Source organism: Umezawaea sp. Da 62-37, from assembly GCF_032460545.1.
Taxonomy (GTDB): Bacteria; Actinomycetota; Actinomycetes; order Mycobacteriales; family Pseudonocardiaceae; genus Umezawaea.
Window position 1 is genome coordinate 6,796,256 of sequence record NZ_CP135965.1, and the last position, 22,720, is coordinate 6,818,975.

The window sequence follows — 22,720 nt, forward strand, 5'->3', positions numbered from 1 at the left end:
CCCCTTAGCCCGAACGGCCGCACGGCGTCCCGGCGGCCACGACGCGACCGCGCGGCCACCGGACCCGCTACCGGCCTACACCCCGCCCACCACGACGAACCGGGTGAAGCCGCCGTTCAGCACACCGGGGAACTCCTTGACGCGCCGCCACTTCTCACCCAGGCCGACGGTCCCCTGCCCGGAGTTCGCCAACGCCGCGGCGTGAGCCTCCTCGGACGTCCACTCGGCGTAGTTCAGCGCACGCCTGCCGTCCGCGCTCGTGTGGAAGTGCGCCGAGATCCCGCCCTCGGCCGGTTCCTCGTCGGTGGCCAGCGCGTCCAGCACGGTGTCGACCCACGTCCGCACGTCGGCACCGTCGAACTCGGCCTCCACGACGACCACGCACCCCACCTCGGGCGAGTCCGGGCGCGTCAACGCCCGGTACATCGTGTACTCGACGGAACCCTCCCGGCGTGACGTCGGACTGCCCGCCCACTGCTCGTAGAGCAACGCGGAAGTCCCGTCGGTACCGGCGAAACCCGTGACGGACAACAGCCCGTCGGCCTTCGGCCCCCACTCGGCAAGCGCTTCCCCCACCGAAGCGGCGGCATCGTCGGCGGTCCACCGGGTGACCAGGATCGTGTCCACACCGTCGCGGTCGAGATCAAGCATGGTGAAGTCCTTCCTAAGCGGCGTAGGGGTTCTTGGCACGGGCTTCGCGCAGCGCGTCGCTCCACCAGACGAGCCGGTCGAGCAGCGCTCCCGCGGCCTTCCCGCACCCCTCCGGCTCCTTCGGCTGACCGTCCCCGTCGAACAGCGCCGCAGCCCCGTGGAAGCTGACCGTGTCCCGGACCGTCACGGCGTGCAGCTCGGCGAACACCTGCCGCAGGTGCTCCACGGCCCGCAGCCCGCCGGACACCCCGCCGTAGGACACGAACCCGACGGGCTTGGCCCGCCACTGGGTGAAGTGCCAGTCGATGGCGTTCTTCAGCGACGCCGGATAGCTGTGGTTGTACTCCGGCGTCACGACGACGAACGCGTCCGCGGCGTCGAGCCTCGGCGTCACGGCGCCCAGCCGTGCGACGTCCTCGGCGGACAACGCGCTGGTCATCGTGGCGGGCAACGGGGTTTCGGCCAGGTCGACCACCGTGACGTCGAGGTCCGCGCGCTGCCGGGCGAGGCCGGTGAACCAGGTGGCGACGGTCGGTCCGAACCGGCCGTCACGGGTGCTGCTCGCGATGATCGCGAGCCGGAGTGGTGTGGTCATGGGTGAAGCATCGAACTTAAACAGAGGTTCAAGTCAAGCTAGGCTGGCAGGTATGGCCCAGCTCCCGGCGGACGTCCACGAGATCACCATCGGCGAACTGTCCGACCGCAGCGGCGTTCCCACGTCGGCGCTGCGGTTCTACGAGCGGCAGGGGCTGATCCGCAGCCGCCGCACCACGGGCAACCAGCGCCGCTACCACCGCGTGGTGCTGCGGCAGGTCGCGTTCATCCGCGCCTCGCACCACCTCGGCATCCCGCTGGCGGCCATCGGCGACGTGCTCGCCCTGCTGCCCGAAGGGGTTCCGCCGACGCGCGAGTTCTGGGAACGCGCGTCCGGCTGCTGGAGCGAGGAGATCAACGCCCGGATCGAGAAGCTGGAGCGGATGCGCGACCGCTTCACCGAGTGCATCGGCTGCGGCTGCCTCTCGTTCGACAAGTGCGCCCTGGTCAACCCGGACGACCAGTTGGGCGCGGTGGGCGTCGGACCACGACGGCTGCTCGACCCGTAGCGGTCCGCCGTCCGGGGTGCGCCGGGGAAACCCGCCGCGTACGACGGGGCACATCGGCCCGGTTCGCCGACCCGCGGCTCCCCGATCCGCTTGGCTGCCGCCGTGTCCCTTCTCGATCGAAGCCTGGCCGCGGCAGTGGCCGCCCACCGCACCTGCGAGCTGTCCACCCTGGCGAAGGACGGAACCCCGGTCACCTGGCCGGTTTCCGCCCGCCTCCACCCGGACGGCACGTTCACCCTGACGACCTCGCTCGGCTTCCCGCAGAAGGCGTTCAACATCCGCCGCGACGGCCGGGTGGCGCTGTTGTTCTCCGACCCCACCGGCAGCGGGCTCGACGCGCCGCCGCAGGTCCTCGTGCACGGCACCGCGACGTGCCCGGACGAGATCACCACCACGCCGGGCGACCTGGCGGACTACTGGGCGATGCTGTTCGAACGGCAGCCCTCCAGTCGGGCCTACCTCAAGCCGCCGGTCCGACCGGTCGTGGACTGGTACTACATGCGGCTGGTCATCACGGTCACCCCGACCGCCGTGACGTCGCGCCCGCGGCTGCCGGCCGTGGACGGACGTCCCGCCGCGACGCCGCTGCTCGGCGCCGCGGCCCTCGCCGACTTCCCGAGCGCTGTGCTCGGTGTCCGCGACGGTGATGGCGCGCCCACGCTGTTCCGGGTGCGCCCGGTGCCGGGGGAGACGGGGTTCGCCGTGGACGTCCCAGAGGACGCGGAGATCAGGCCGGGGCGGGCGAGCCTGCTCGGGCACCGGCACGACGAGCAGCTGGCCGGCGCGAAGTTCGTGCTGGTCCGCGGCGAGCTGACCGGCGGACCGGGTGGGTGGTCGCTGGTCCCGTCGCGGGAGGTCCGGCCCGCGGGGTCGGCGTGGAGCACCATCCGCCGGACCCGCCGCAGCACCCGCGACTACCTGGCGAAGCGCGGCCTTGGCAGGCCCCGCGTCGACTGGGCCGGGTTCACGGCCGTGGCGGACTCGGTCCGCCGGCACCCGTAGGAAGGGTCCTCAAGGGAATCACCACCGGGCACAACGGGGCGCATCGCGTCCACACCCTGGTCCGCCGTCGCCGCGTCGGTTTAGCTGCCGGCTGTTCCCGCCCGACCGACGGCGGCCAGGGAGGTAGACCGACATGCGCTTCGCCCTGCTCGGACACACCGAGGTCGTCACCGACGACGGCGTCCCCGTGGCGGGCCTCGGCGACCTGCGCCGGGCGATCCTCGCCCTGTTGCTGTTGCGCGCCAACGAGTTCATCTCACGCGACCGGCTGATCGACGAGTGCTGGCGCGACCGCGCGGCCAAGGACCCGGTCAACGCCCTGCACCTGCACGTCGCCAAGCTGCGCAACGTCCTCGGGACGCGGCTGGAGACGCGCAGTTCCGGCTACCGGCTGGCGGTGCTGCCCGGCGAACTCGACGTGGACGTCTTCCAGGGCCTGCACCGGCAGGGCCGGGAACTCCTGGTGCTGCGGCGGTTCCAGCAGGCGAGCGACGCGCTGCGCGGGGCGGACGCGGTGTGGCGCGGTCCGCCGCTGGCCGACGTGGCGGACGCGCTGTCCGTGACGGGGGAGCGGGCCAGGCTGGCCGAACTCCGCCTCGGCGCGCGGGAACTCGCCGTCGAAGCGGACCTCGCCCTGTTCCGGCACGAGGACCTCGTGCCGGAACTCACGCTGCTGGTCGCCGAGAACCCGTTGCGCGAACGGCTCCTCAAGCAGCTGATGCTCGCGCTGTACCGGTGTGGACGGCAGGCCGAGGCGCTGTCGGTCTACGACACCGCCCGCCGCCGCCTCGCCGAGTCGCTGGGCCTCGACCCGCTGCCGGGCCTGCGCGAACTGCACAGGGCCGTGCTGCGCCAGGACCGCGCGCTCTCCGGCGGACTGGTCCCGATGTGGGCGTGACACCGGGTCACTTCCGGACGACCGGCACCGACCAGCGCCCGCCGTGCTCCTCGTCACCGATCTCGGGCACCCGCAGCAGGGCCGCCATCCCGATGAACCCGACGACCACCAGCGTGCCGTAGAACAGCGGGAAACCGCCCAACGGCAACAGGACCACGCCCAGCAGCGGCACGATCGACTGCGGCAGCGACGTCGCCAGGTCGAGCACCCCGAGGTCCTTGCCCGCGTCGGCGGGGTTGGGCAGCAGCCGCACGCACAGCGCGAAGTCCACCGCGATGAACGTCCCGAACCCGACCGCCTGGACACCGATCGCGACGAACACGAACTCGTACGACGGCGCGAACGCCACCCCCATCGTCCCGGTCGCGGCGAACAGCCCCGCCACGGCGACGAAGGGCTTCTGCCGCTTCAGCCTGTCGGACAGGAAACCGGAGAACAGCCCCGACAGCGTCTGCACCGTCACCGACAGCAGGACGGCCTTCAGGATCGTCGAACTGACCTGGTCGGGGTCGAGCGCGAACCGGTCGGTCATGTAGACCCCGGTGAACGCCACCGTCGCGATCGCGCAGCAGTTCAGGAACCGCACCAGCCACGCCCAGGCGAACGCCGGGTGGTGGCGCGGGTCGATCCAGAACGTCCGCAGCATCGCCTTCACGTCCACGGGCGGCCGCGTCACCCGGTCCGCGGGCACGTCCCGCACCAGGAACACGCTGATCACACCCGCCGTCACGGCCACCGCCGTCAACAGGTACCACTGCCCCGCCGACCCGGCGGGCACCGTGCTGACCAGTGACAACCCGATCAACGGCCCGAGCAGCCCCGGCAGCCCGAGCACCCCGGCGACCCGCCCCTGCCGCCGCACCTCGACCTGGTCGGCGAACAGCGCGTCGGTCGCGATCTGCTGGAAGTTGAACAGCCACTGCACGAGGCTCCACAGCACGACGACGTGCCACACCTCGGTCGCCATGCCCACACCCGCGAGCGCGAACCCGCCGGTCGTCGCCCCGAACAGCAGCCACGTCCGGCGTCGCCCGAACCGCGCGGTCGTCGCGTCGCTGATCCGCCCGACGATCGGGTTGAACACCAGCGCCACCAGCGCGCCGATCCCGGTGACCAGCCCGAACGACGACGCGGCGCTGGCCCCGTTCAGCACCGAGGTCAGCTTCAGCGTCAACAGCAGTTGCAGGGGTACCACGAGCGAGAGGTTCAGCGACGTCTTCGAGATGATCAGCCCGAACACGAGCCGCCCCAGTGACGACGGTGTCACGCGGGGGCGGACGGGCACCGGTGGGGAGACCTGGCTGGTGGTCATTGCTGGTGCCTCCTGGCACTGTGCGGGAGAGACCACCAGTGCACCGGCCCGTTCTGTCCTGGCCCTGTCCCCGTGCTGTCCGGCACTGCCCCGCCCGCCCCAGCGCTACCGCTAGGGCCGGTAGCGGGCCTCGTAGGCGGCCTGCACGCGGGCGTCCTCGTCGGAGTGCGCCGCGCGCCGGGTCGCGCGGCCGGTACCGCGCGGGTAGCCCTGCTTGACCAGGCGCTGCTCGGTCGTCTGCTCCATGTACGAGACCGAGTAGAAGAACCCGACCAGGATGCCCAGCAGGCACGACAGCAGCCGCACCCACAACGGCCCCGGCAGCAGCACCAGCAGGAAGATCGGCGACATCTGCACCAGTCCGCGCACCAGGTGCCGCACGACCCACGTCCGGGCCGTGACGTCGTGCAGCACCCACTCGCGGTGGCGGTCGGGGAGCCGCCCGCCCACGGCGTACCAGAGCCAGAGGACGGGGCCGGGCCTGCTGCGGGTCACAGACCGAGACTAGAGCCCACCCCTGCGCCGGTGAGCCGGTCGAGGTCGGGGGAGGTGCCGATCAACGCCCTGATCCGCTCCGACACGTCCCACACGTTGACGTTCATGCCCGCGAGCACCACACCGTCCTTCAACCAGAACGCGATGAACTCCCGCCCGTCGACGTCGCCGCGGAACACGACCCGGTCGTAGCCGTCGATCGTGCCGACGAACTCCATGCCCAGGTCGTACTGGTCGGTGAAGGAGTACGGCTGCTCCTGGTAGCTCGCGCCCCGGTCGAGGATCGCGGCGGCGACGGTGGCGGGCTGCCCGGTCGCGTTCGCCCAGTGCTCGACGCGGAGGTACCGCTCCAGCACCGGGTGGTAGGCGTTGGCCACGTCGCCGACCGCGAACACGTCCGGGTCGGCGGTGCGCAGGGTCGCGTCGACCACGATCCCGTCGTCGACCTCCAGCCCGGCGTCCGAGGCCAACTCCGCGTTCGGCTCCGCACCCACCGCGACCAGCACGTGCTCGGCGGGCAGCGTGGTCCCGTCACCCAGCCGCACCCCGTCGGCGGTGATCTCCACGACCTCCGCGTCGAACCGGAAGACGACCCCGTTCTCCTCGTGCAGCGCCACGAACACCCGCGCCACCTCGGGTCCGAGCGCCCGCCGCAACGGCACCCGTGACGAGTGCACGACGGTCACCCCGACCCCCGCCTGCCGGGCGATCGACGCGACCTCCAGCCCGATCCACCCCGCGCCGACCACGACCAGCCGTTCACCCGCCCGGAAGCTCTCCCGCAGCCGGTCCGAGTCCTCCACGGTCCGCAGGTGCAGTGCCGACTCCGCACCCGGCACGTCCAGCCGTCGCGGCCGCGACCCGGTGGCCAGCACCACCTGCGAGTAGTCGACCGACGACCCGTCGTCGAGCACGACCCGGCGCGCCTCGCGGTCGACCGCCGTGGCCGTCACGCCCGTCCGCAGGTCGATCCGGTGCTCGGCGTACCACCCGTCCGGGAACGCCGCGAAGCTCGACCGGCCGTCCTTGCCGCCGAGGTAGCCCTTGGACAGGGGCGGCCGCTCGTACGGGTGGTGCCGCTCGCCCGCGACCAGCACGACGTCACCGTCGAACCCCTGGTCGCGCAGGGCCTGCGCGGTCCTGGCCCCCGCGAGGCCGCCGCCCACGATCACGATCGTCATGCACCCGTAGTACACCCCCGCGGCGCTCCGGGCAGGTCAGGGCTTGCGGCCGACCCCCGCGAAACCGGGGAACAGCGCGCAGTCGTCGTCCAGGTCGTCCAGCGACTCCGGCCGCCACAGCGGCATCCGCGCCACACCCGGCTCGACCAGTTCGAACCCGTCGAACAGGGCCGTGACGGCGACCTTGCCGCGCGAGACCAGCGGGGTGACCGAGGCCGCGTACAGGTCCCGGTAGCGCAGCCAGCCCTCGGGCTCCTCGCCCGGTTCGACGCCCAGGTGCGACAGGGCGAGGTAGCTGCCGGGCACCAGCCGGTCGCGGTAGCCCGCGATGATCCCCAGCGGGTCCTCGGAGTCCGGCATGAAGTGCAGCAGCGCGACCATGAGCACCGCGACGGGCTGCTCCAGGTCCAGCAGGTCGCGCACCTCGGGGGAGGAGAGGATCGTCTCCGGGTCGCGGATGTCGGACTGGAGCACGGTCACCCGCGGGTCGTCGCGGAGCAGCGACCGGCTGTGCGCCACGGCGACGGGGTCGATGTCGACGTAGACCACGCGCGACTCCGGGGCCTCCTGCCGGGCCACCTCGTGCACGTTGCCGACGGTCGGGATGCCCGATCCGAGGTCGAGGAACTGCCGCACGCCCGCCGCCGCCAGGTGCTTCACGGCTCTGCGCAGGAACGCCCTGTTCCCCATGATCGCCGACTTCAGGCTGGGCATGATGCCCACCGCCTGGTCGGCCAGCTGCCGGTCGGCCGCGAAGTTGTGGGCTCCGTCGAGCCAGTAGTCGTAGACCCGCGCGATGCTCGGTCGTTCGAGGTCGATCTCGTGGGGTGCCCAGTCCGGTCGTGCCATCGCCCAAGTGTGACAGCCCGTGACAGCGCGCTGACGGCGATCCGGCAGCGGGCCCCGCGACAGTGGTCGGGAATCGACACCCGACACCGTGGAGACACCATGAACACCCAGGTCCTGATCGTGGGAGCCGGTCCGACCGGCCTCACCCTCGCCTGCGACCTCGCTCGCCGCGGCGTCCCGCACCGGATCGTCGAACGGGCGTCCTCGTACTTCCCCGGCTCGCGCGGGGACGGCCTCCAGCCGCGCACGCTGGAGGTGTTCGAGGACCTCGGCGTGCTCGACGCGATCATGGCGGCGGGCACGGGCGCGCCGCTCATGCGCGTCTACAACGGGGCCGAGGTCGTGGCCGAGATGCGGATGGCGGAGCTGACCGAGCCCACGCCGGACGTGCCGCACCCGAACCTCTGGTTCGTGCCGCAGTACCGCACCGAGGAGATCCTGCGGGCCCGGCTCGCCGAGTTCGGCGGACGGGTCGAACTGGCCACCGAGCTGGTCGGCTTCGTCCAGGACGCCGACGGCGTGACCGCGACCCTGCGGCACGACGGCGTGGAGGAGGAGGTCCGCGTCGACCACCTGGTCGGCGCCGACGGCGGTCGCAGCACCGTGCGCAAGGGGGCGGGCATCGCGTTCGTCGGCGACACCGACGAGACCACCAAGGCGATGCTCGCCGACGTCCTGGTCGACGGCCTCGACCACTCGCACGGCTACGTGTGGATGCACGAGGGCGACGGTCTCGCGCTGACGCCGCTGGCGGTCCCGGACCTCTTCAACCTGGCGGGCCCGCCGCCCGCCGACGGCGCCGAGCCGACGCATGAGTGGTTGCAGGAGTTGGTGGACACCGCTTCCGGCCGCACCGACATCCGGATCCGCGAGGTCGTCTGGGCGACGGTGTGGCGGGCCAACGTCCGCACCGCCGAGCGGTTCCAGGACGGCCGGGTGCTGCTCGCGGGCGACGCGGCGCACGTCTGCCCGCCCACCGGCGGACAGGGCCTCAACACCGGCGTCCAGGACGCGTACAACCTCGGCTGGAAGCTCGCCACCTCCCGTGGGCTGGTCGACACCTACGCCGTCGAGCGGGAGCCGATCGCCCAGGGCGTGCTGGAACTGGCCGCGCGCACCCTCAAGCGGCTCATGGAGGGGGACGAGGGCGCCTACCAGCGCGGCTCCGAGTTCCACCAGCTCGGCCTGAACTACCGCGGCGGCCCGCTCAGCCGCGACGACCGCGCGGTGCCGGGACCGCTGCCGGCGGGCGACCGCGCGCCGGACGCGCCGTGCCACGAGAACGGCTTGCCCACCAGGCTGTTCGAGGTGTTCCGGGGTCCGCGGTGGACGGTCCTGGAGCTGCGCGACGGACTCGCCGTGGTCGGTGACCGCACGCTCGTGGACACCGACGGCCACCTGGGCGCCGCCTACGGCGTGGACGGGTTCGTCGTCGTCCGCCCCGACGGGTACGTCGGCCTGGTCGCCGACGACCGCGCCGCGGTCGACGCCTACCTGGACCCGATCGCCGCCAGTGCCACCGGTTCGACCCTCCCGCGTTCGGAGGCCTCCCGGTAGCCGTCCTCCCCGAGGGCCTCGACGCAGCGGGCCCGCAGCGCCAGCACGTCGGGGTCGAGGGTGTCCTCGACGCCGCGCAGCGCGGAGGCCGCCCCGAGCGCGGCCGCCGCCTGCTCGGGGAACCCCTGGTCGAGGCACCACTGGGCGGCGTTCTCCACCACGAGCGCGCGCAGCGGGCCGTCGAGGACGGCCGCGGCCAGCTCCAGCGCCACCCGGTGCCGGTCACGGGCCTCCTCCGCCCGGCCGAGGTGGGCCCGCACGTGGGCGGCGGTGCTGTGCAGGAGGACGACGAAGTGCGGGGTGGGCTGGAGGTCGTCGGCGGGGTCGATGGCCCGCACGACGGCCCAGGACTCGTCGAGCCACCGGTCCGCCGCCGCCCAGTCGCCCCGGTGCCGCGCGACGTCGGCGCGGGCGTGCAGCACCCTGGCCAGCGCCGCGGCACCGGTGCGCTCGGCGATCTCCCGCGCCAGGTCCAGTTCGGTGTCGTCGTGCAGGCCGGCCCGCGCCCGCAGCCGCGCGGAGGTGGTCAGCAGCATGACCGGCCCGAGCAGCGCGTCGTCGCCGCCGAGCACGGCGCTGCTCGCGCGGGCGTCGTCCAACGCGGCCACCGCGCCGGGCGCGTCACCGCGGTTGTCCAGCACCACGGACAGCTCGTAGCAGGCGAACGTCCGCCCCCACCGGTCGCCCGCGCGGTCGAAGCCCGTGAGCGCGCTCCGCAGGTGCCGTTCGGCCGACGGCGTGCCGCCGGGGGTCATCTCGGCGGCCACGATGCCGTGCATCAGGTGCCCGAACGCTTTCAGCCACGGATCGGGGTTCCCGGAGAACCGGTCGGCCATCGAGGTGGCGTACCGCAGCGGGTCGTCGGGCATCCAGGCGCCGAACGTCCACGCCGCGAACAGCGCCGGGTGCGCGATCCGCGTGAGCGCGTCCCCGTCGTCCGCGCTCGGCTCGTACTCGCCGTTGGCCAGGCGGCACAGCACGTGCGCGTCCTCCAGCCCGGCGGGCGCCACCGGTCCGGCGGCCCGCAGCACGGCCACCGCCCGGTCCACCGCCTCCCGGCGGGCGCCGCGGACGAACCACGGCCACAGCCGGGCGGTGAACAGCCGCAGCGCGAGGTCCACCCGACCGGTGGCCAGCGCGTGGTCCAGCGCGGCGTCGAGGTTGCCGCGCTCCCGGTCCAGCCGCGCCAGCCACCGCCGCTGGTCGTGCCCGCGCACCTCGGGTTCGGCCGTCTCGGCCCACGTCGCGAAGCACTCCGCGTGCCGGTCGCGGACCGCCGCGGTCGCCGGGCCCAGCTTCTCGGCGGCGTACTCCCGCACGGTCGCCAGCAGCCCGTACCGGACCTCCCCGTCGTGCTCCGCGACGACCACCAGCGACTTGTCCACCAAGGCGGACAACAGGTCCAGCGGATCGTCGTCGGTGCGGGCGTCGCGCACCGCGTCGGCGGTGGCGCCGCCCGCGAACACCGACAGCCCGGCCAACAGCGCTCGCTCGTCGTCGGCCAGCAGGTCCCAGCTCCAGTCGACCACCGCCCGCAGCGTCCGGTGCCGGGCCGCCGCCGTGCGGTCGCCGCGGTCCAGCAGCCGGAAGCGGTCGCCGATCCGCTCGGCCAGCTGGCCCGGTGTCATCGACCGCAACCTGGCCGCGGCCAGCTCGATCGCCAGCGGCAGTCCGTCCAGCTCCCGGCACACCCGCTCGACGTCCGGTGTGACGGTGAAACCCGGACGCACGGCGCAAGCGCGGTCGGCGAACAGCGCCACCCGAGCGGCGGAGTCCAAAGTGGACACCGGGTGCAGCGCTTCGCCGGTGAGACCAAGGGGTTCGCGGCTGGTGGCCAGCACCCGCAGCGCGGCCGTCCGGGACAGCAGCCGGTCGACGAGCACCGCCACGGTGTCCACCAGGTGCTCGCAGTTGTCCAGCACCAGCACCATCCGCCGGTTCGCGACGATCTCCAGCAGCCGGTCCACGGCGTCGGCCGGACCGGGTTCGGGCAGCACGCCCACGCTGGGGCGGCCGAGCAGCGCGAGCACGGCGGGCACCACCCGGTCCGGGTCGGTCACCGCGCCCAGCTCGACGACCCACGCCTCCACCGGCAGCCGGGCCGCCACCTCCAGCGCGAGCCGCGTCTTGCCGACGCCGCCCGGACCGGTCAGCGTGACCAGCCGGTTGTCCCGCAACCGCGAACCCACCTGCTCCAGATCGGACTCCCGGCCCACGAACGACGTCCAGCGCGCGGGCACGTTGCCGCCCGACGGCGCCGCCTCGGCCCGCAACGCGGCCAGGTGCGCCTCGCGCAGCTCCTGGCCGGGATCGGAGCCGAGCTCGTCGGCCAGCGCCCGCCGGATCCGCTCGTGCACCCGCAGCGCCTCGGCCTGCCTGCCCTCCGCGCACAGCGCCCGCACCAGCCGCACGTGCGCCCGTTCCCGCAGCGGGTGCGCCGCGCACAGCCCGGTCAGCTCCGGGACCAGCCCGGTCGCGCCGGTGTCCGCCAGGTCCTCGACGGCGGTCAGCCGCAGCTCGGCCAGCCGCGGCCCGTCGAACGGCGGCTCGCCCCGCCACAGCGCCAGCGCCTCCCGCAGCAGCACCGCGGCCCGCGCGGGGTCCGCGGACCCGGCCGCGCCGACCAGCCGTTCGAACTCCCAGGCGTCCACCGCGTCCGGCGGCAGGTCGAGCAGGTACCCCGTCGGCCGCGAGCCGATCGCGGCCCTGCCGACGCCCGTGTCGGCGTCCAGCGCGCGCCGCAGCCGGGCGACCAGGGACTGCAACGTCGCCGTCGGGTCCGCCGGAGGGGCCTCCGGCCACAGGTCGGCGCACAACGTGGCGGGGCTCACGACGCGGCCCTTCGCCAGCGCGAGCCGCACCAGCAGCGCCCGCGGACCGCCCCCGCCGATCGTGATCGGAGCGCCGTCGGAACCGCGCACCTCCAACGGTCCCAGTATTCCGATCCGCATCACGCCCCCATTCTTGTGCAGCCGGGAACGCGGACGGACAATGGCGCCACTACGAGTTCCCGAACCCCGTGCACCCCCGGAGACCGCGGACGCGCCGCCCGAGGCGTCGGTGGTCCGCGGATCGTTGGTTATCGTTGGCGCGGGGTCATGAGGCCCGCCGGTGGCCAGGTGCGACACCGACGGAACTGAACCGAACGACGGTGGGGTTATGTCGACTATGGGGAATCTGCGCTCCCGTGTGCTGGCGAGGCTTGGGCGGGGCTACCTGACGCGCTTGCAGAAGAAGCCGCTCGACCTGTCGACGCTGTCGTTCTTCCCCAGCTCCGCCCTCATGCCGCTGCGCCGGAACGGCGTCGACCCGGTGCCCGAGCTGGGAGTGCGCCGCAGGCGCGAGCCGGTCAGCAAGCTCAAGCTCCCGTTCGGCATCAACGTGTGGTTGGTGACCGGCTACGAGGAGTCGAAGGAGGTCCTGGGCAAGGTCGACGGGTTCAGCAACGACTTCGTCAACCTCGTCGGCACCTCCGGCGGCCTGTCCTCCGACAGCAACCCCGGCGGCCTCGGCTTCGCCGACCCGCCCGTCCACACCCGCCTGCGCAAGCTCCTGACGCCCGAGTTCACCATGCGCAGGCTGGGCAGGCTCGCCCCGCGCATCGAGGCCATCGTCGCCGACCGCCTCGACGAGATGGCCGCCGCGGACGGCCCCGTCGACCTCGTCGAGGCCTTCGCCCTCCCCATCCCGTCGCTCGCCATCTGCGAACTCCTCGGCGTCCCGTACGAGGACCGCGAGGACTTCCAACGCCTCAGCATGGCCCGCTTCGACCTCTTCGCGGGCGCCAACCCGTCACTGGGCGCGATGTCCGAGTCGCTCGCGTACTTCATGGACGTCGTGAAGAAGCAGCGCGAGAACCCCGGCGACGGTCTCATCGGGATGATCATCAAGGAGCACGGCGACGAGGTCGACGACCGCGAACTCGCGGGCCTCGCCGACGGCGTCCTGACCGGGGGCTTCGAAACCACCGCCAGCATGCTCGCCCTCGGCGCGCTGGTGCTGCTGGAGGACCGCGAGGCCTTCGCCCGCGTCCGCGACGACGACACGGCCGTCAACCAGTTCGTCGAGGAACTGCTCCGCCACCTGACCGTCGTGCAGGTCGCCTTCCCCAGGTTCGCCCGCGCCGACATGGTCATCGGCGGCAAGCACATCGCGAAGGGCGACGTCGTCGTCTGCTCGCTCAGCGGCGCCAACCGCGACGAATCCCTCGGCCCCGACATGGAGGACTTCGACCCGACCCGCAAGTCCTCCCCCCACCTGGCCTTCGGGTACGGCATCCACCGCTGCATCGGCGCCGAACTGGCCAGGATGGAACTCCGCGCCGCCTACCCGGCCCTCGTGCGCAGGTTCCCGGAGATGCGCCTGCACGGCACCCAGGACGACCTGGTGTTCCGGAAGACGTCGGTCGTGTACGGCGTCGAGGCGTTGCCGGTGGTGCTGGGGTAGAAGCCGACCACCACGGCGGCCAAGCACCACGACGGCGAACAACGCGGCCGACCTCGACGGCAGCCCGACCAAGAGCACCCGACCGAGCGTGCCCTCATCTTGTTCGGCCGATTTGACTCGGGGTTTTCGGCCCTGGACTTTCGGCGGCGGGGCAGGAGCTTCACCACCTGCCCTTTTCGACCCGCCAAGGGGCGAAAAGAGGGGTCCCGAGTCAAATCGGCCGAACCCGGAGAACGGCGGGCACCGCTGGCCGGTTTCGAGCTGCTGAGAACCAGACCACCCCGGCGCACGGAGGGCACCGCCACCCCGGCGACGAGCCAGGGCGGCCACCGCTGCCCAGCCACAACCACCCGCGCCACGCGTCCGATCCGGTCGCCGTCCCCATGCCGCTGAGCAGGAAACACCCGCCGGTCCGACCAGGAACCGCGCCAGGACCCGCCCGAACACCGGCGAACCCGCAGGCCGCAACCGCACAGCCCGCTGCCCCGGCGCAGCCCCGTCCCCCAACAGCACGAACAGCGCCGTCGTTGAACACCACCTGCTGGAGCGCCGGGTTCGACAGGAGGCCGGTGTGGAGCGCCGGGTTCCACATGGGTGCGCCGGCGCGGTGTTCGCCGCGCAGAACTCGGCGTCCACGACCGGCCGCGGCAGCGGTGTGTACGTGACGAGCGCGAGGGCGTGGACGAGGAGCGCCAGTCCCGTCACGGCGCGGCCGACGCCCGCGCTGCCGCGGATCCGGTAGCCGCGGGCCAACGCCAGTGCGAACCCCGCCCATCAGCGCCAACAGGGTCTGCCCGGTCCACCGCGACATCACCGGAGGGTGGGCACACGGGTGGTTTCCCGCCCGGTGCGGATCACCCCTCCGGTACGGGAGTGACACCGCCCCGCCACCCTGGTAACGATTGTCCCCGTCCTCCACCCCGCCCCTGTTGACACAACTTCCCCCGTGTCGTAGAAATCAGCTATCCAATATCCTATAGGATTGAGGCTGGCAATGAGGCCGTTCGCGAAGCGGACCAGGCTGTGCGCGGTGGCCGTAGGGCTGCTCGCGGTCACGGTCGGATGCACCACCAAGGGGTCGGACGCCGGGCAGTCGGCGGCGGGCCCGGAGAAGAAGGACGCGGCGAGCGTCAAGATCGCCTTCGTCCCCGGCGGGCCCCACCCCTACTTCCAGCCGTGGAAGACCGCCGCCGACCAGGTCAAGGCGGACTTCAAGCTGGGCGGCACGGTCTTCGACGAGACCAGCCAGTGGGACCAGGCGAAGCAGAACAGCGCGCTGAACTCGTTGGCGTCGCAGGGTTACAACGCGATGGGCATCTTCGGCGTCTCGCCGACGGACATCAACAGCACGTTCACCGACCTGAAGGCCAAGGGCATCACCGTGGCCTCGCTGGGCTCCTGCCCGGCCGGTGACCAGGACGACGCCGACTTCTGCCTGTCCACCGACGTCGGCGAGGCCGCGTACAAGGCGGCCAAGACCGCCATCGAGGCCATGGGCGGCACCGGCAAGCTGGTCCACCTGACCGGCAACAACGTCGACGCCAACACCCAGCGCCGCATCGCGGGCGTGCAGAAGGCCGTGGACGAGACCGGTGGCAAGGTCACCATCCTGACCACGATCCCGGACATCGACAAGGACCTCCAGACCGCGCAGAAGGCCGTGGCGGACCTGCTTTCCGCGCAGGGGCCCCAGATCCAGGGCATCGTCACCACGGCGTACAACCCGGCGGTGGCGGCGGCCGCGGGCGTGAAGTCCGCGGGCCTGCCGATCAAGGTCGTGGCGATCGACGACGACGCGACCATCCTGGCGGGCATCAAGGAGGGGTCGGTGTCCGCGACGATCGCGCAGAACCCGACCGGTCAGGCGTACGTCGGCGGGTGGGCGCTGGCCCAGCTCGCCACCGGCGCCTGCACGATGGCGACCCCCGGCACGACGGTCGACTCCGGCTCGCTCGTGATCACCCAGGCCAACGTCGACACCTACGACACCGAGCGCAAGGCCAAGACGACGCAGCTCACCGAGCAGTTCAAGAGCGGCGTCCTCAAGTGTTCCTGACCTGATCCAGCGCACGGAGAGGGGCCCGCGGTGGCCGTCGTCAGCAGAGCCGAAGCGTTCATCGTCGACCTGGAGGTGGAGCAGGTCCGCACCGACGCGGTGCAGGCCTTCCTCAAGCAGGAGACCATTTTCGTGGAGGTGGGCACGGACGACGGCGCCGTGGGGCTCGGCTACTCCTACACGATCGGCACGGGCGGGACCGCGGTGCACGCGCTGCTGCGCGACCACCTGCTGCCCAGGCTGCTCGGGCAGGACTCCCGGCTGGTGGAAGGCGTGTGGCACGACCTGTTCGCGTCCACCCGCGCCACCACCGTCGGGGCCATCACCTCGCTCGCCCTCGCCGCGGTGGACACGGCGCTGTGGGACCTGAAGTGCCTCCGCGCGGGCGAACCGCTCTGGCGGGTCGCGGGAGGGTTCAGACCGAGGGTCCCGTTGTACGACACCGAAGGCGGCTGGCTGCACCTGAGCGCCGACGAGCTCGTGCTCGGCGCGAAGGCGGCCGTCGACGCCGGGTGGAACGGCGTCAAGGTGAAGGTGGGCAAGCCGACCGCGCACGAGGACCTCGAACGGCTGATGGCCGTCCGGGAGGCCGTCGGCCCCCGCTTCGACCTCATGGTGGACGCCAACCAGTCGATGACCGCCGCCGAGGCGATCCGGCGAGCGGAGGCGTTCGCGCCCGTCGACCTGTTCTGGCTGGAGGAACCGCTGCCCGCCGACGACGTCGCCGGGCACCAGCGGCTGGCCCGCTCCACCAGCATCCCCATCGCGGTCGGCGAGTCGATGTACTCCGTCGGCCAGTTCCGCGACTACCTCGAACGCGGCGCGGCGTCCATCGTGCAGGTGGACGTGGCCCGCGTCGGCGGGATCACGCCGTGGCTGAAGGTCGCGCACCTGGCCGAGGCGTTCAACGTGGCCGTGTGCCCGCACTTCCTCATGGAGCTGCACGTGAGCCTCACCGCGGCCATCCCCAACGGCCGGTACGTCGAGCACATCCCGCAGCTGCGGGCGATCACGACGGCGGAGATGGCCGTCGAGGACGGCCACGCCGTCGCGCCCGAGGCGCCGGGCCTGGGCATCGCCTGGGACCGCGACGCCATGGACGACCGGAGAGTGGCGTGACCCTTCGGTTCCTCCGGCGGTCCATCGCGGACCAGCGCACCGGGCTGGTGCTGCTGCTCGTCCTGCTGGTCGTCGTGTTCGGGTCGATGATCCCGACGTTCTTCAGCGAGCGGTTCGTGGTCTTCCCGCTGCTGCGCGACGTGGCCACGCTGACCGTGGTCGGGTTGGCGCAGCTGGCGGTGCTGTCCATCGGGCACCTCAACATCGCGGTCGGGCGGATGGCCGCGTTCGGCGCGATGTTCATGGGCCTGGCCTACGAGCAGTGGCACCTGCCGCTGTACGTCGGCCTGGTCATCGGGGTCGCCGCGGGCGCCGCGATCGGCGCGCTCACCGGGCTGATCATCACCTCCTCGGGGGTGAACTCGTTCGTCGTGACGCTGGCGATGGACTTCGCGCTGCTCGGGTTCGTCTCGCTCGTCTACTCCGAGCTGACGACGTCGGCGGCGTTCACCACGAAACCCGCGGGCATGCAGGAACTCCGGACGTTCTCGCTCGCCGACGTCTGCGTCGGACCGGTCTGCGGCACCGGCGCGATCCCGCAGCTCGCGATCTTCGCGGTGCTCGCCATGCTCGCGGTCGGCTACCTGTACTCCCGCGCCCGCACCGGCCGGGAGATGCTGATGGTCGGCAGCAACGCGGTCGCCGCCGAGCTGTCCGGCATCCCCGTGCACCGCCGGATCGTCGGCGCGCACGCGCTGTCCGGCGGCCTGGCCGCGCTGGCCGGGTTCATGCTCGCGGTCACCAGCGGGTCGTTCACCGCGACCATCGGGTCGGAGTTCATGCTCCCGTCGTTCCTCGGACCGGTGCTCGGCGGGACGCTGCTGACCGGCGGCGCGGTGTCGATCATCGGCACGTTCCTCGGCACCACGCTGACCCAGGTCATCCGGCAGGGGCTCACGATGCTGGGCGCCAGCGTGCAGAGCCTGTCGATCTCGCTGGGGATCATCCTGCTGGCCGCGCTCTCGCTCGACCGCGTGCGCCAGGTCGTCACGGAGCGGAAGGCGGTCCGCCGGTGATCACCCTCGACGCCCGGCTCAAGTCCAACGAGACCACGCTCGCCGTGGTGGCGGTGGTCGGCTACGCCGCGCTGGCGATCACCTCCGGCGGCTCGCTGCTCAGCGGGTCCGCGATCGAGACGTTCTTCGCCTACCTGGCCGTGCCGGTGCTGATCGGCCTCGCGCAGCTGGTCGCGCTGGCGGTGGGGCAGATGAACCTCTCCGTCGGCGCGCTCGGCGGGTTCGTCGCGTGCGCGGGCGGTGTGGCCATGGCGCAGCACGGGGTCCCGGTGTGGCTCGCCGTGCCGGGCGCGCTGGTGCTCGGCGCGTTCGTGGGGATGGTCAACGGCCTGCTGGTGGTGCTGACCCGGATCAACGGGTTCATCGTCACGCTCGCCACGATGACGATCCTGACCGGACTCCAGTACGAGCTCGTCGGCACCACCACGGTGTCCGACTACTCGCCGGTGCTGCGGTCGTTGGGCCGCGCGGCGATCCTGCACATCCCGGTGGTGTTCCTGGTCGCGCTGGCCGTCGCCATCGCGCTGGCGGTGTTCCTGCGCCGCGCGATCTGGGGTCGGTACCTGCTCGCCAGCGGCGGGAACCCGTTGGCCGCCAGGCTGTCCGGCATCTCGAACAACCGGTCGATCGTGCTGGCCCACGCGCTGTCCGGGCTGCTGATCGGCGTCGCCGCGGTCGTCACGCTGGCGTCCGCGCCGGGGGTGAACCAGAGCATCGGCGGCGACTGGCTGCTGGCCAGCTTCGCCGCGCCGATCATCGGCGGCGTCGCGCTGTCCGGCGGCGCGGTGTCGGTGTCCGGCACGGTGCTGGCCGCCGTCATCATCCGGCTCGTGGACGTGGCTCGCGCCCAGTTCTCGCTCAACCCGAGCTGGGTCAACTTCGTGGTCGGCGCGGTCGTGCTCGGCACCGTCGTGCTCACCCACCGTCGAGGGGCAGGGGCGGCGTAGTGCTGATCGCACAAGACCTGGTGAAGCTGTTCCCCGGCGTCCGCGCGCTGGACAAGGCGAGCCTGCGCATCGAGCCCGGCTCGGTGCACGCGCTGCTGGGCGAGAACGGCGCGGGCAAGTCCACGCTCATCAAGATCCTCACCGGCGTGTACCGCCCGGACGGCGGCACGCTGTCGGTGGGCGGCGAGGAGGTGCACCTCGACTCCCCGCAGGCCGCCTCGCGGGCCGGTGTCGGTGTGGTGCACCAGGAGCGCAACCTCGTGCCCGAGTTCTCCATCGGGGAGAACATCGTCCTGCAACGGCTCCCGGCCAAGGGCGGGCTGCTGGACCGGGCCGCGATCCGGGCGGAGGCCAGGCGCTGCCTCGACCTGCTGGAGCTGGACCTCGACCCGGACCGCCGGGTGCGCGGCCTCCCGGTGTCGCAGCTCCAGCTGATCGAGGTGGCGAAGGCGCTGTCCATGAACAGCAGCGTCCTGCTGCTCGACGAGCCGACCACGGCCAGCACGCCGAGCGAGGTGGAGCGGCTGTTCGACGTGATCCGCAAGCTCCGCGACAACGGCACCGCCGTGCTGTTCGTGAGCCACAAGCTCGAAGAGGTCTACGAGCTGTGCGACACGGTGACCGTGCTGCGCGACGGCGTGTCCGTGCTGGAGTCCAAGCCGCTCACGGAACTGGCGAAGCAGGACCTCATCACCGCCATGGTCGGCCGCGCGCACAGCGCCGTCGACCTGCCCGCCCGGCCCGCCGTCGTCGCCGAACCCGTGCTGGAGCTGGCGGGCGTCTCCACCGCCATCGGCCACCACGACGTCTCGCTGTCGTTGCGGCCGGGGGAGATCCTCGGCCTGTACGGCCTCGTCGGCGCGGGCCGCAGCGAGCTGGCGAAGGCGGTGCTCGGGCTGTCCGCGATCACCTCCGGCGAGGTTCGCGTGCGGGGCAAGGCCGTGCGGATCAAGGACGTGCGCGACGCGTTGCGCACGCACCGCGTCGGCTACGTGCCGGAGGACCGCAAGGAGGAGGGGCTGTTCCTCGACCAGCCCGTCACCCGCAACATCGCGGTGGCCGTGTGGGACCGGCTCTCCAAGCGGTTCGGCGGCGTGTCGGCCAAGCGCGAACGCGAGCTGGCGGAGACCTACGTCGAGCGGCTGGGCATCCGGCTGTCGTCGACCGACAAGCTCGTGGGCGAGCTGTCCGGCGGCAACCAGCAGAAGGTCAGCCTCGCCAAGTGGCTGGCCGCCGAGACCGGGATCCTGATCATCGACGAGCCCACGGTGGGCATCGACGTCCGCACCAAGGCCGCGTTCCACGAGCTGATCTGGCAGTTGGCCACCGACGGGCTGGCGGTGCTGCTGATCACCAGCGACCTGGTGGAGATGGTCACGCTCGCCGACCGGATCGTGGTGATGCGGGACTTCCACGTGTGCGGCGAGGTCGTCAACGACCACGACTACGAGCCGACGAGCCACCGGGTGATGGGGCTGATCCACCAGGACGCCGAGTGAGCACGGTGCTCCGCGTCGACCTCGGCACCGCCCGCTCCGCGGTCGAGGTCCTGCCGGAGACGGCTCGTCGCCGCGACCCCGGCTTCGGCCTCTTCGGCCTCCACGAGCTGCTGGCCCGCCCGCGAGGCCTGCCGGTGCACCACCCCGACCAGCCGGTGGTCTTCGGCGTCGGCGCGGTGGCCGGACGGCGGGCGCTCGCGCTGTCCCGCTTCAGCCTGGTGGCCAGGTCGCCGCTCTCCGGCGGGGTGGGCGAGTCCAGGGTGGAGGGGCCGTTCGGGCCCGCGCTGGCCGACACCGGGCACGACGCCGTCGTGGTCACCGGGCGTGCGCCGCGCCCGTCGTACCTGCTGGTGTTCCCCGGCCAGGTCTACGTGCTGGACGCCGACGACCTGTGGGGCCTGGACACCACCGAGACGACCGAGGTCCTGACCGCCAGGCACGGGCCGGGCGCCCACGTGGCGGCCATCGGACCGGCGGGGGAAAACCTGGTCCGGTTCGCGAGCGTCGTGACCGACTACGGCTTCGCCGCCGACCGCATGGGGCTGGGCGCGGTCCTGGGTGGCAAGAACTGCAAGGCGGTCGTGCTCGTCGGCGGTGCGCCGCGGCCGGTCGCGGATCCGGCCGCCCTGGCCGGGATCACCGCCGACTACGTCGCCCGGATCCCCGCGAACCCGTTGACCCGCACCGAACACGACCCGCCGGGCTTCGGCACCTGGCCCGCGGCCGGGCTCGAGGGCTACCTGGGCGTCCGCAACTACCGCACCGCGACGGCGGACCTGGACTCCTTCACCCCGGCCGCGTTCACCGCCCGGCTGCACCGCTCCGCGGGCGGCTGCCCCGGCTGCCCGCAGGACTGCCTGAAGTCCTTCCACCCCAACGACGTGGGCACGCTCCACCAGGAGGCCGTCGCGGCCTTCTCGGGTCTGCCCGACCTCGACACCGCGTTGCGCGCCAACGAACTCTGCCACCGCTGGGGCGTGGACCCGGTGTCCATGGCGGGTGTGCTGGAGTTCTGGTCGGAGCTGCGGGGTGTCGCGCCCTCGCTGGCGCTGGCCGAGGACGTGGTCCACCGCAGGGGAAGCGATGCCGCCCTGCTGGGCGAGGGGGTGGCACGGGCGGCGACGGCACTGGGCGCGGAGGCGTTCGCCATGCACGGCAAGGGGATCGAGCTGCCCGTGTTCGACCCGCGCGGCAACCACGGCCTGGCCCTCGCCTACGCGGTGCACCCGCTCGGGCCGCGCTACGACGCCGTGGAGCACGACATCGACTTCGACCCGGTGCGGGGCGAGCGGATCTTCATCGACGGCGCGGCCGGGCACGGCTGCCCGCCGGAAGGCCTGCCCATGGCCGCCCTGGACGACGTGAAGGTCCGGCTGGTGGCCGACCTGATGGAGCTGTGGAGCGGGTACGACGCGGTCGGCCTCTGCCTGTACGCGGCCCCGCCGACCCGCAACCTCACCGAGGACTCCGCGGCCGCCCTGGTCTCCGCGGTGACCGGCTGGGACGTGTCGCCCGCCGAACTCCGCGAGTGGGGCCGCCGCAGGCTCGCCCTGATGCGCCGGTACAACCTGCGCGAGGGCCTGACCTCGGCCGACGACACGCTGCCCGACCGGTTCTTCACGCTGCCGGTGGACTCCGGGCGGCTGGCGGGCGCGGTGCTCGACCGCCCGGTCTTCGAGGCCGCCGTCGTCCGGCTGCGCGGGCTGCTCGGGTGGGAGGCCTGACTACTGCTGGGGGTACGCCGCGCGCAGCCGGGCCCTGGAGGACGTCAGGTGGTCGCGCATGGCCGCCTCGGCGGCCTCCGGGGCCTGCGCGGCGATCGCCTCCACCACCCGTTCGTGCTCCCGCTTCGTCTCGTCCGCCATCCCGGTCCGGAAGTACAGCCGGTAGTTGTGCGTGTGGGCGTGCAGGCGGGACAGGGCGTCGACGATGAGGTGGTTGCCGGACGCCTCGGCGATCGTGCGGTGCAGCAGGGCGTCGAGCACGGCGAAGTCCCGGTACCCCTCGTAGTTCTCGCCGTCGGGCCTGGCCGCCATGTCCTCGACGACCTTCCGCAGGTGGGTCACCTGTGCCTTGGAGGCGCCACCGGCGGCCAGTCCGGCGGCCGCGGGCTCGATCAGCAGCCGGAACTCGTAGAGGTTGTCCAGCGACACCTGGTCCATCAGCGGGGCCACGATGTACCCGGCGTGCGGGCGCTTCGCGACCAGGCCGTCGGACTCGAGCTTGGTCATCGCCTCGCGCACGGGAGTGGGGGAGACCTCCAGCTCGCGGGCTATCCCGTCGATGGAGAGCCGGGCGCCGGGAGCGAGGTCGTTGTCCATCAGCATGCCCTTGATGGCCTCGTAGACCGTGTCGCGCAGCATCGTCCGCGGGGGCGGCGTCAACCGCGGCAGACGTGATTGCGCGTCCTTGGGCACTGTGGTCATCCTCCTCGTCCCCCTCCGAACCGGTCGTTCGATCTTAGGCCCGCGCCTGGTCCGCGCCGACCGTCGACATGAGCGAGTCGGCTCGGGAGGTGGAGGTGCTTTCGTATCGGATATCCGATCGTAGCCCATGGTGACCGGAAAACCGCAGCCCTCCGTTCGGCCG

At 72.5% G+C, this 22,720-nt stretch carries 20 protein-coding genes; 12 read left to right on the forward strand and 8 right to left on the reverse strand.

The window, feature by feature from the left end:
• Positions 1-75: 75 nt before the first annotated feature.
• Together RM788_RS31345 and RM788_RS31350 are read right to left on the reverse strand one after the other, a co-directional pair.
• Positions 76-651, reverse strand: coding sequence for an antibiotic biosynthesis monooxygenase (locus RM788_RS31345; RefSeq protein ID WP_315921776.1), 576 nt, complete (start codon positions 649-651; stop codon positions 76-78).
• Positions 652-664: 13 nt separating this feature from the next.
• A complete protein-coding gene (locus tag RM788_RS31350) occupies positions 665-1,246 on the reverse strand; it encodes an NADPH-dependent FMN reductase (protein WP_315921778.1) in 582 nt (193 codons plus the stop codon).
• Between the two features lie 52 nt (positions 1,247-1,298).
• Between RM788_RS31350 and soxR the strand changes: the two genes are divergently transcribed.
• From soxR to RM788_RS31365, 3 genes are all read left to right on the forward strand, one after another.
• Positions 1,299-1,754, forward strand: coding sequence for a redox-sensitive transcriptional activator SoxR (soxR, locus tag RM788_RS31355; RefSeq protein ID WP_315921780.1), 456 nt, complete (start codon positions 1,299-1,301; stop codon positions 1,752-1,754).
• Between the two features lie 102 nt (positions 1,755-1,856).
• A complete protein-coding gene (locus RM788_RS31360; RefSeq protein WP_315921782.1) occupies positions 1,857-2,756 on the forward strand; it encodes a pyridoxamine 5'-phosphate oxidase family protein in 900 nt (299 codons plus the stop codon).
• Positions 2,757-2,889: 133 nt separating this feature from the next.
• Positions 2,890-3,654, forward strand: a complete 765-nt coding sequence (locus tag RM788_RS31365; RefSeq protein WP_315921784.1) for an AfsR/SARP family transcriptional regulator — start codon at positions 2,890-2,892, stop codon at positions 3,652-3,654.
• Between the two features lie 7 nt (positions 3,655-3,661).
• On the opposite strand, the gene RM788_RS31370 is transcribed toward RM788_RS31365, so the two are convergent.
• The 4 genes from RM788_RS31370 to RM788_RS31385 all read right to left on the reverse strand — a co-directional run bounded on the left by RM788_RS31370 (position 3,662) and on the right by RM788_RS31385 (position 7,491).
• Positions 3,662-4,966: an MFS transporter gene (locus tag RM788_RS31370; RefSeq protein ID WP_315921786.1), complete on the reverse strand. Its 1,305-nt coding sequence runs from the start codon at positions 4,964-4,966 to the stop codon at positions 3,662-3,664.
• A gap of 111 nt (positions 4,967-5,077) precedes the next feature.
• Entirely contained in the window at positions 5,078-5,461 is a 384-nt protein-coding gene (locus RM788_RS31375; RefSeq protein ID WP_315921788.1) for a DUF5313 domain-containing protein, read from the reverse strand.
• The gene (locus RM788_RS31380) at positions 5,458-6,642 is read right to left on the reverse strand and encodes an NAD(P)/FAD-dependent oxidoreductase (protein WP_315921790.1); all 1,185 of its coding nucleotides are present in this window, start codon (positions 6,640-6,642) and stop codon (positions 5,458-5,460) included. The genes RM788_RS31375 and RM788_RS31380 overlap by 4 nt, the downstream gene beginning before the upstream one ends.
• Before the next feature lie 36 nt (positions 6,643-6,678).
• A complete protein-coding gene (locus RM788_RS31385) occupies positions 6,679-7,491 on the reverse strand; it encodes an SAM-dependent methyltransferase (protein ID WP_315921792.1) in 813 nt (270 codons plus the stop codon).
• A gap of 99 nt (positions 7,492-7,590) precedes the next feature.
• Between RM788_RS31385 and RM788_RS31390 the strand changes: the two genes are divergently transcribed.
• On the forward strand, positions 7,591-9,048 hold the full coding sequence (locus RM788_RS31390; protein WP_315921794.1) for an FAD-dependent monooxygenase: 1,458 nt from the start codon (positions 7,591-7,593) through the stop codon (positions 9,046-9,048).
• Here RM788_RS31390 and RM788_RS31395 read toward each other — a convergent pair.
• Positions 8,982-11,999 carry an AfsR/SARP family transcriptional regulator gene (locus RM788_RS31395; RefSeq protein WP_315921796.1) on the reverse strand — a complete coding sequence of 1,006 codons (3,018 nt, stop codon included), beginning with the start codon at positions 11,997-11,999 and terminating at the stop codon, positions 8,982-8,984. The two genes, RM788_RS31390 and RM788_RS31395, sit on opposite strands and share 67 nt — an antisense overlap.
• Before the next feature lie 217 nt (positions 12,000-12,216).
• Here RM788_RS31395 and RM788_RS31400 point away from each other — a divergent pair, with 217 nt between their 5' ends.
• The 8 genes from RM788_RS31400 to RM788_RS31435 all read left to right on the forward strand — a co-directional run bounded on the left by RM788_RS31400 (position 12,217) and on the right by RM788_RS31435 (position 21,855).
• Positions 12,217-13,494, forward strand: coding sequence for a cytochrome P450 (locus RM788_RS31400; protein ID WP_315934812.1), 1,278 nt, complete (start codon positions 12,217-12,219; stop codon positions 13,492-13,494).
• 571 nt (positions 13,495-14,065) lie between these two features.
• Positions 14,066-14,236 (forward strand): hypothetical protein, encoded by a 171-nt coding sequence (locus RM788_RS31405; protein ID WP_315921798.1) that lies wholly within the window; start codon positions 14,066-14,068, stop codon positions 14,234-14,236.
• 252 nt (positions 14,237-14,488) lie between these two features.
• Positions 14,489-15,550: a sugar ABC transporter substrate-binding protein gene (locus tag RM788_RS31410; protein WP_315921800.1), complete on the forward strand. Its 1,062-nt coding sequence runs from the start codon at positions 14,489-14,491 to the stop codon at positions 15,548-15,550.
• 30 nt (positions 15,551-15,580) lie between these two features.
• A complete protein-coding gene (locus tag RM788_RS31415; protein ID WP_315921802.1) occupies positions 15,581-16,669 on the forward strand; it encodes a mandelate racemase/muconate lactonizing enzyme family protein in 1,089 nt (362 codons plus the stop codon).
• Positions 16,666-17,685, forward strand: coding sequence for an ABC transporter permease (locus RM788_RS31420; protein ID WP_315921804.1), 1,020 nt, complete (start codon positions 16,666-16,668; stop codon positions 17,683-17,685). The genes RM788_RS31415 and RM788_RS31420 overlap by 4 nt, the downstream gene beginning before the upstream one ends.
• Positions 17,682-18,632 (forward strand): ABC transporter permease, encoded by a 951-nt coding sequence (locus RM788_RS31425; protein WP_315921806.1) that lies wholly within the window; start codon positions 17,682-17,684, stop codon positions 18,630-18,632. The genes RM788_RS31420 and RM788_RS31425 overlap by 4 nt, the downstream gene beginning before the upstream one ends.
• A complete protein-coding gene (locus RM788_RS31430; RefSeq protein WP_315921808.1) occupies positions 18,632-20,131 on the forward strand; it encodes a sugar ABC transporter ATP-binding protein in 1,500 nt (499 codons plus the stop codon). Before RM788_RS31425 ends, RM788_RS31430 begins: the two co-directional genes overlap by 1 nt.
• On the forward strand, positions 20,128-21,855 hold the full coding sequence (locus RM788_RS31435; RefSeq protein WP_315921810.1) for an aldehyde ferredoxin oxidoreductase C-terminal domain-containing protein: 1,728 nt from the start codon (positions 20,128-20,130) through the stop codon (positions 21,853-21,855). The genes RM788_RS31430 and RM788_RS31435 overlap by 4 nt, the downstream gene beginning before the upstream one ends.
• Here the strand turns inward: RM788_RS31435 and RM788_RS31440 are convergent, their stop codons facing one another.
• Positions 21,856-22,557 carry a GntR family transcriptional regulator gene (locus tag RM788_RS31440; protein ID WP_315921812.1) on the reverse strand — a complete coding sequence of 234 codons (702 nt, stop codon included), beginning with the start codon at positions 22,555-22,557 and terminating at the stop codon, positions 21,856-21,858.
• Positions 22,558-22,720 lie beyond the last annotated feature (163 nt).

Excerpts from the sequence above, each read along its gene's own strand:
- RM788_RS31345 (WP_315921776.1), bottom strand. The coding sequence starts at position 651 with ATGCTTGATCTCGACCGCGACGGTGTGGACACGATCCTGGTCACCCGG.
- RM788_RS31350 (WP_315921778.1), bottom strand. The coding sequence starts at position 1,246 with ATGACCACACCACTCCGGCTCGCGATCATCGCGAGCAGCACCCGTGAC.
- soxR (WP_315921780.1), top strand. The coding sequence starts at position 1,299 with ATGGCCCAGCTCCCGGCGGACGTCCACGAGATCACCATCGGCGAACTG.
- RM788_RS31365 (WP_315921784.1), top strand. The coding sequence starts at position 2,890 with ATGCGCTTCGCCCTGCTCGGACACACCGAGGTCGTCACCGACGACGGC.
- RM788_RS31370 (WP_315921786.1), bottom strand. The coding sequence starts at position 4,966 with ATGACCACCAGCCAGGTCTCCCCACCGGTGCCCGTCCGCCCCCGCGTG.
- RM788_RS31380 (WP_315921790.1), bottom strand. The coding sequence starts at position 6,642 with ATGACGATCGTGATCGTGGGCGGCGGCCTCGCGGGGGCCAGGACCGCG.
- RM788_RS31385 (WP_315921792.1), bottom strand. The coding sequence starts at position 7,491 with ATGGCACGACCGGACTGGGCACCCCACGAGATCGACCTCGAACGACCG.
- RM788_RS31390 (WP_315921794.1), top strand. The coding sequence starts at position 7,591 with ATGAACACCCAGGTCCTGATCGTGGGAGCCGGTCCGACCGGCCTCACC.
- RM788_RS31395 (WP_315921796.1), bottom strand. The coding sequence starts at position 11,999 with ATGCGGATCGGAATACTGGGACCGTTGGAGGTGCGCGGTTCCGACGGC.
- RM788_RS31400 (WP_315934812.1), top strand. The coding sequence starts at position 12,217 with ATGGGGAATCTGCGCTCCCGTGTGCTGGCGAGGCTTGGGCGGGGCTAC.
- RM788_RS31410 (WP_315921800.1), top strand. The coding sequence starts at position 14,489 with ATGAGGCCGTTCGCGAAGCGGACCAGGCTGTGCGCGGTGGCCGTAGGG.
- RM788_RS31440 (WP_315921812.1), bottom strand. The coding sequence starts at position 22,557 with ATGACCACAGTGCCCAAGGACGCGCAATCACGTCTGCCGCGGTTGACG.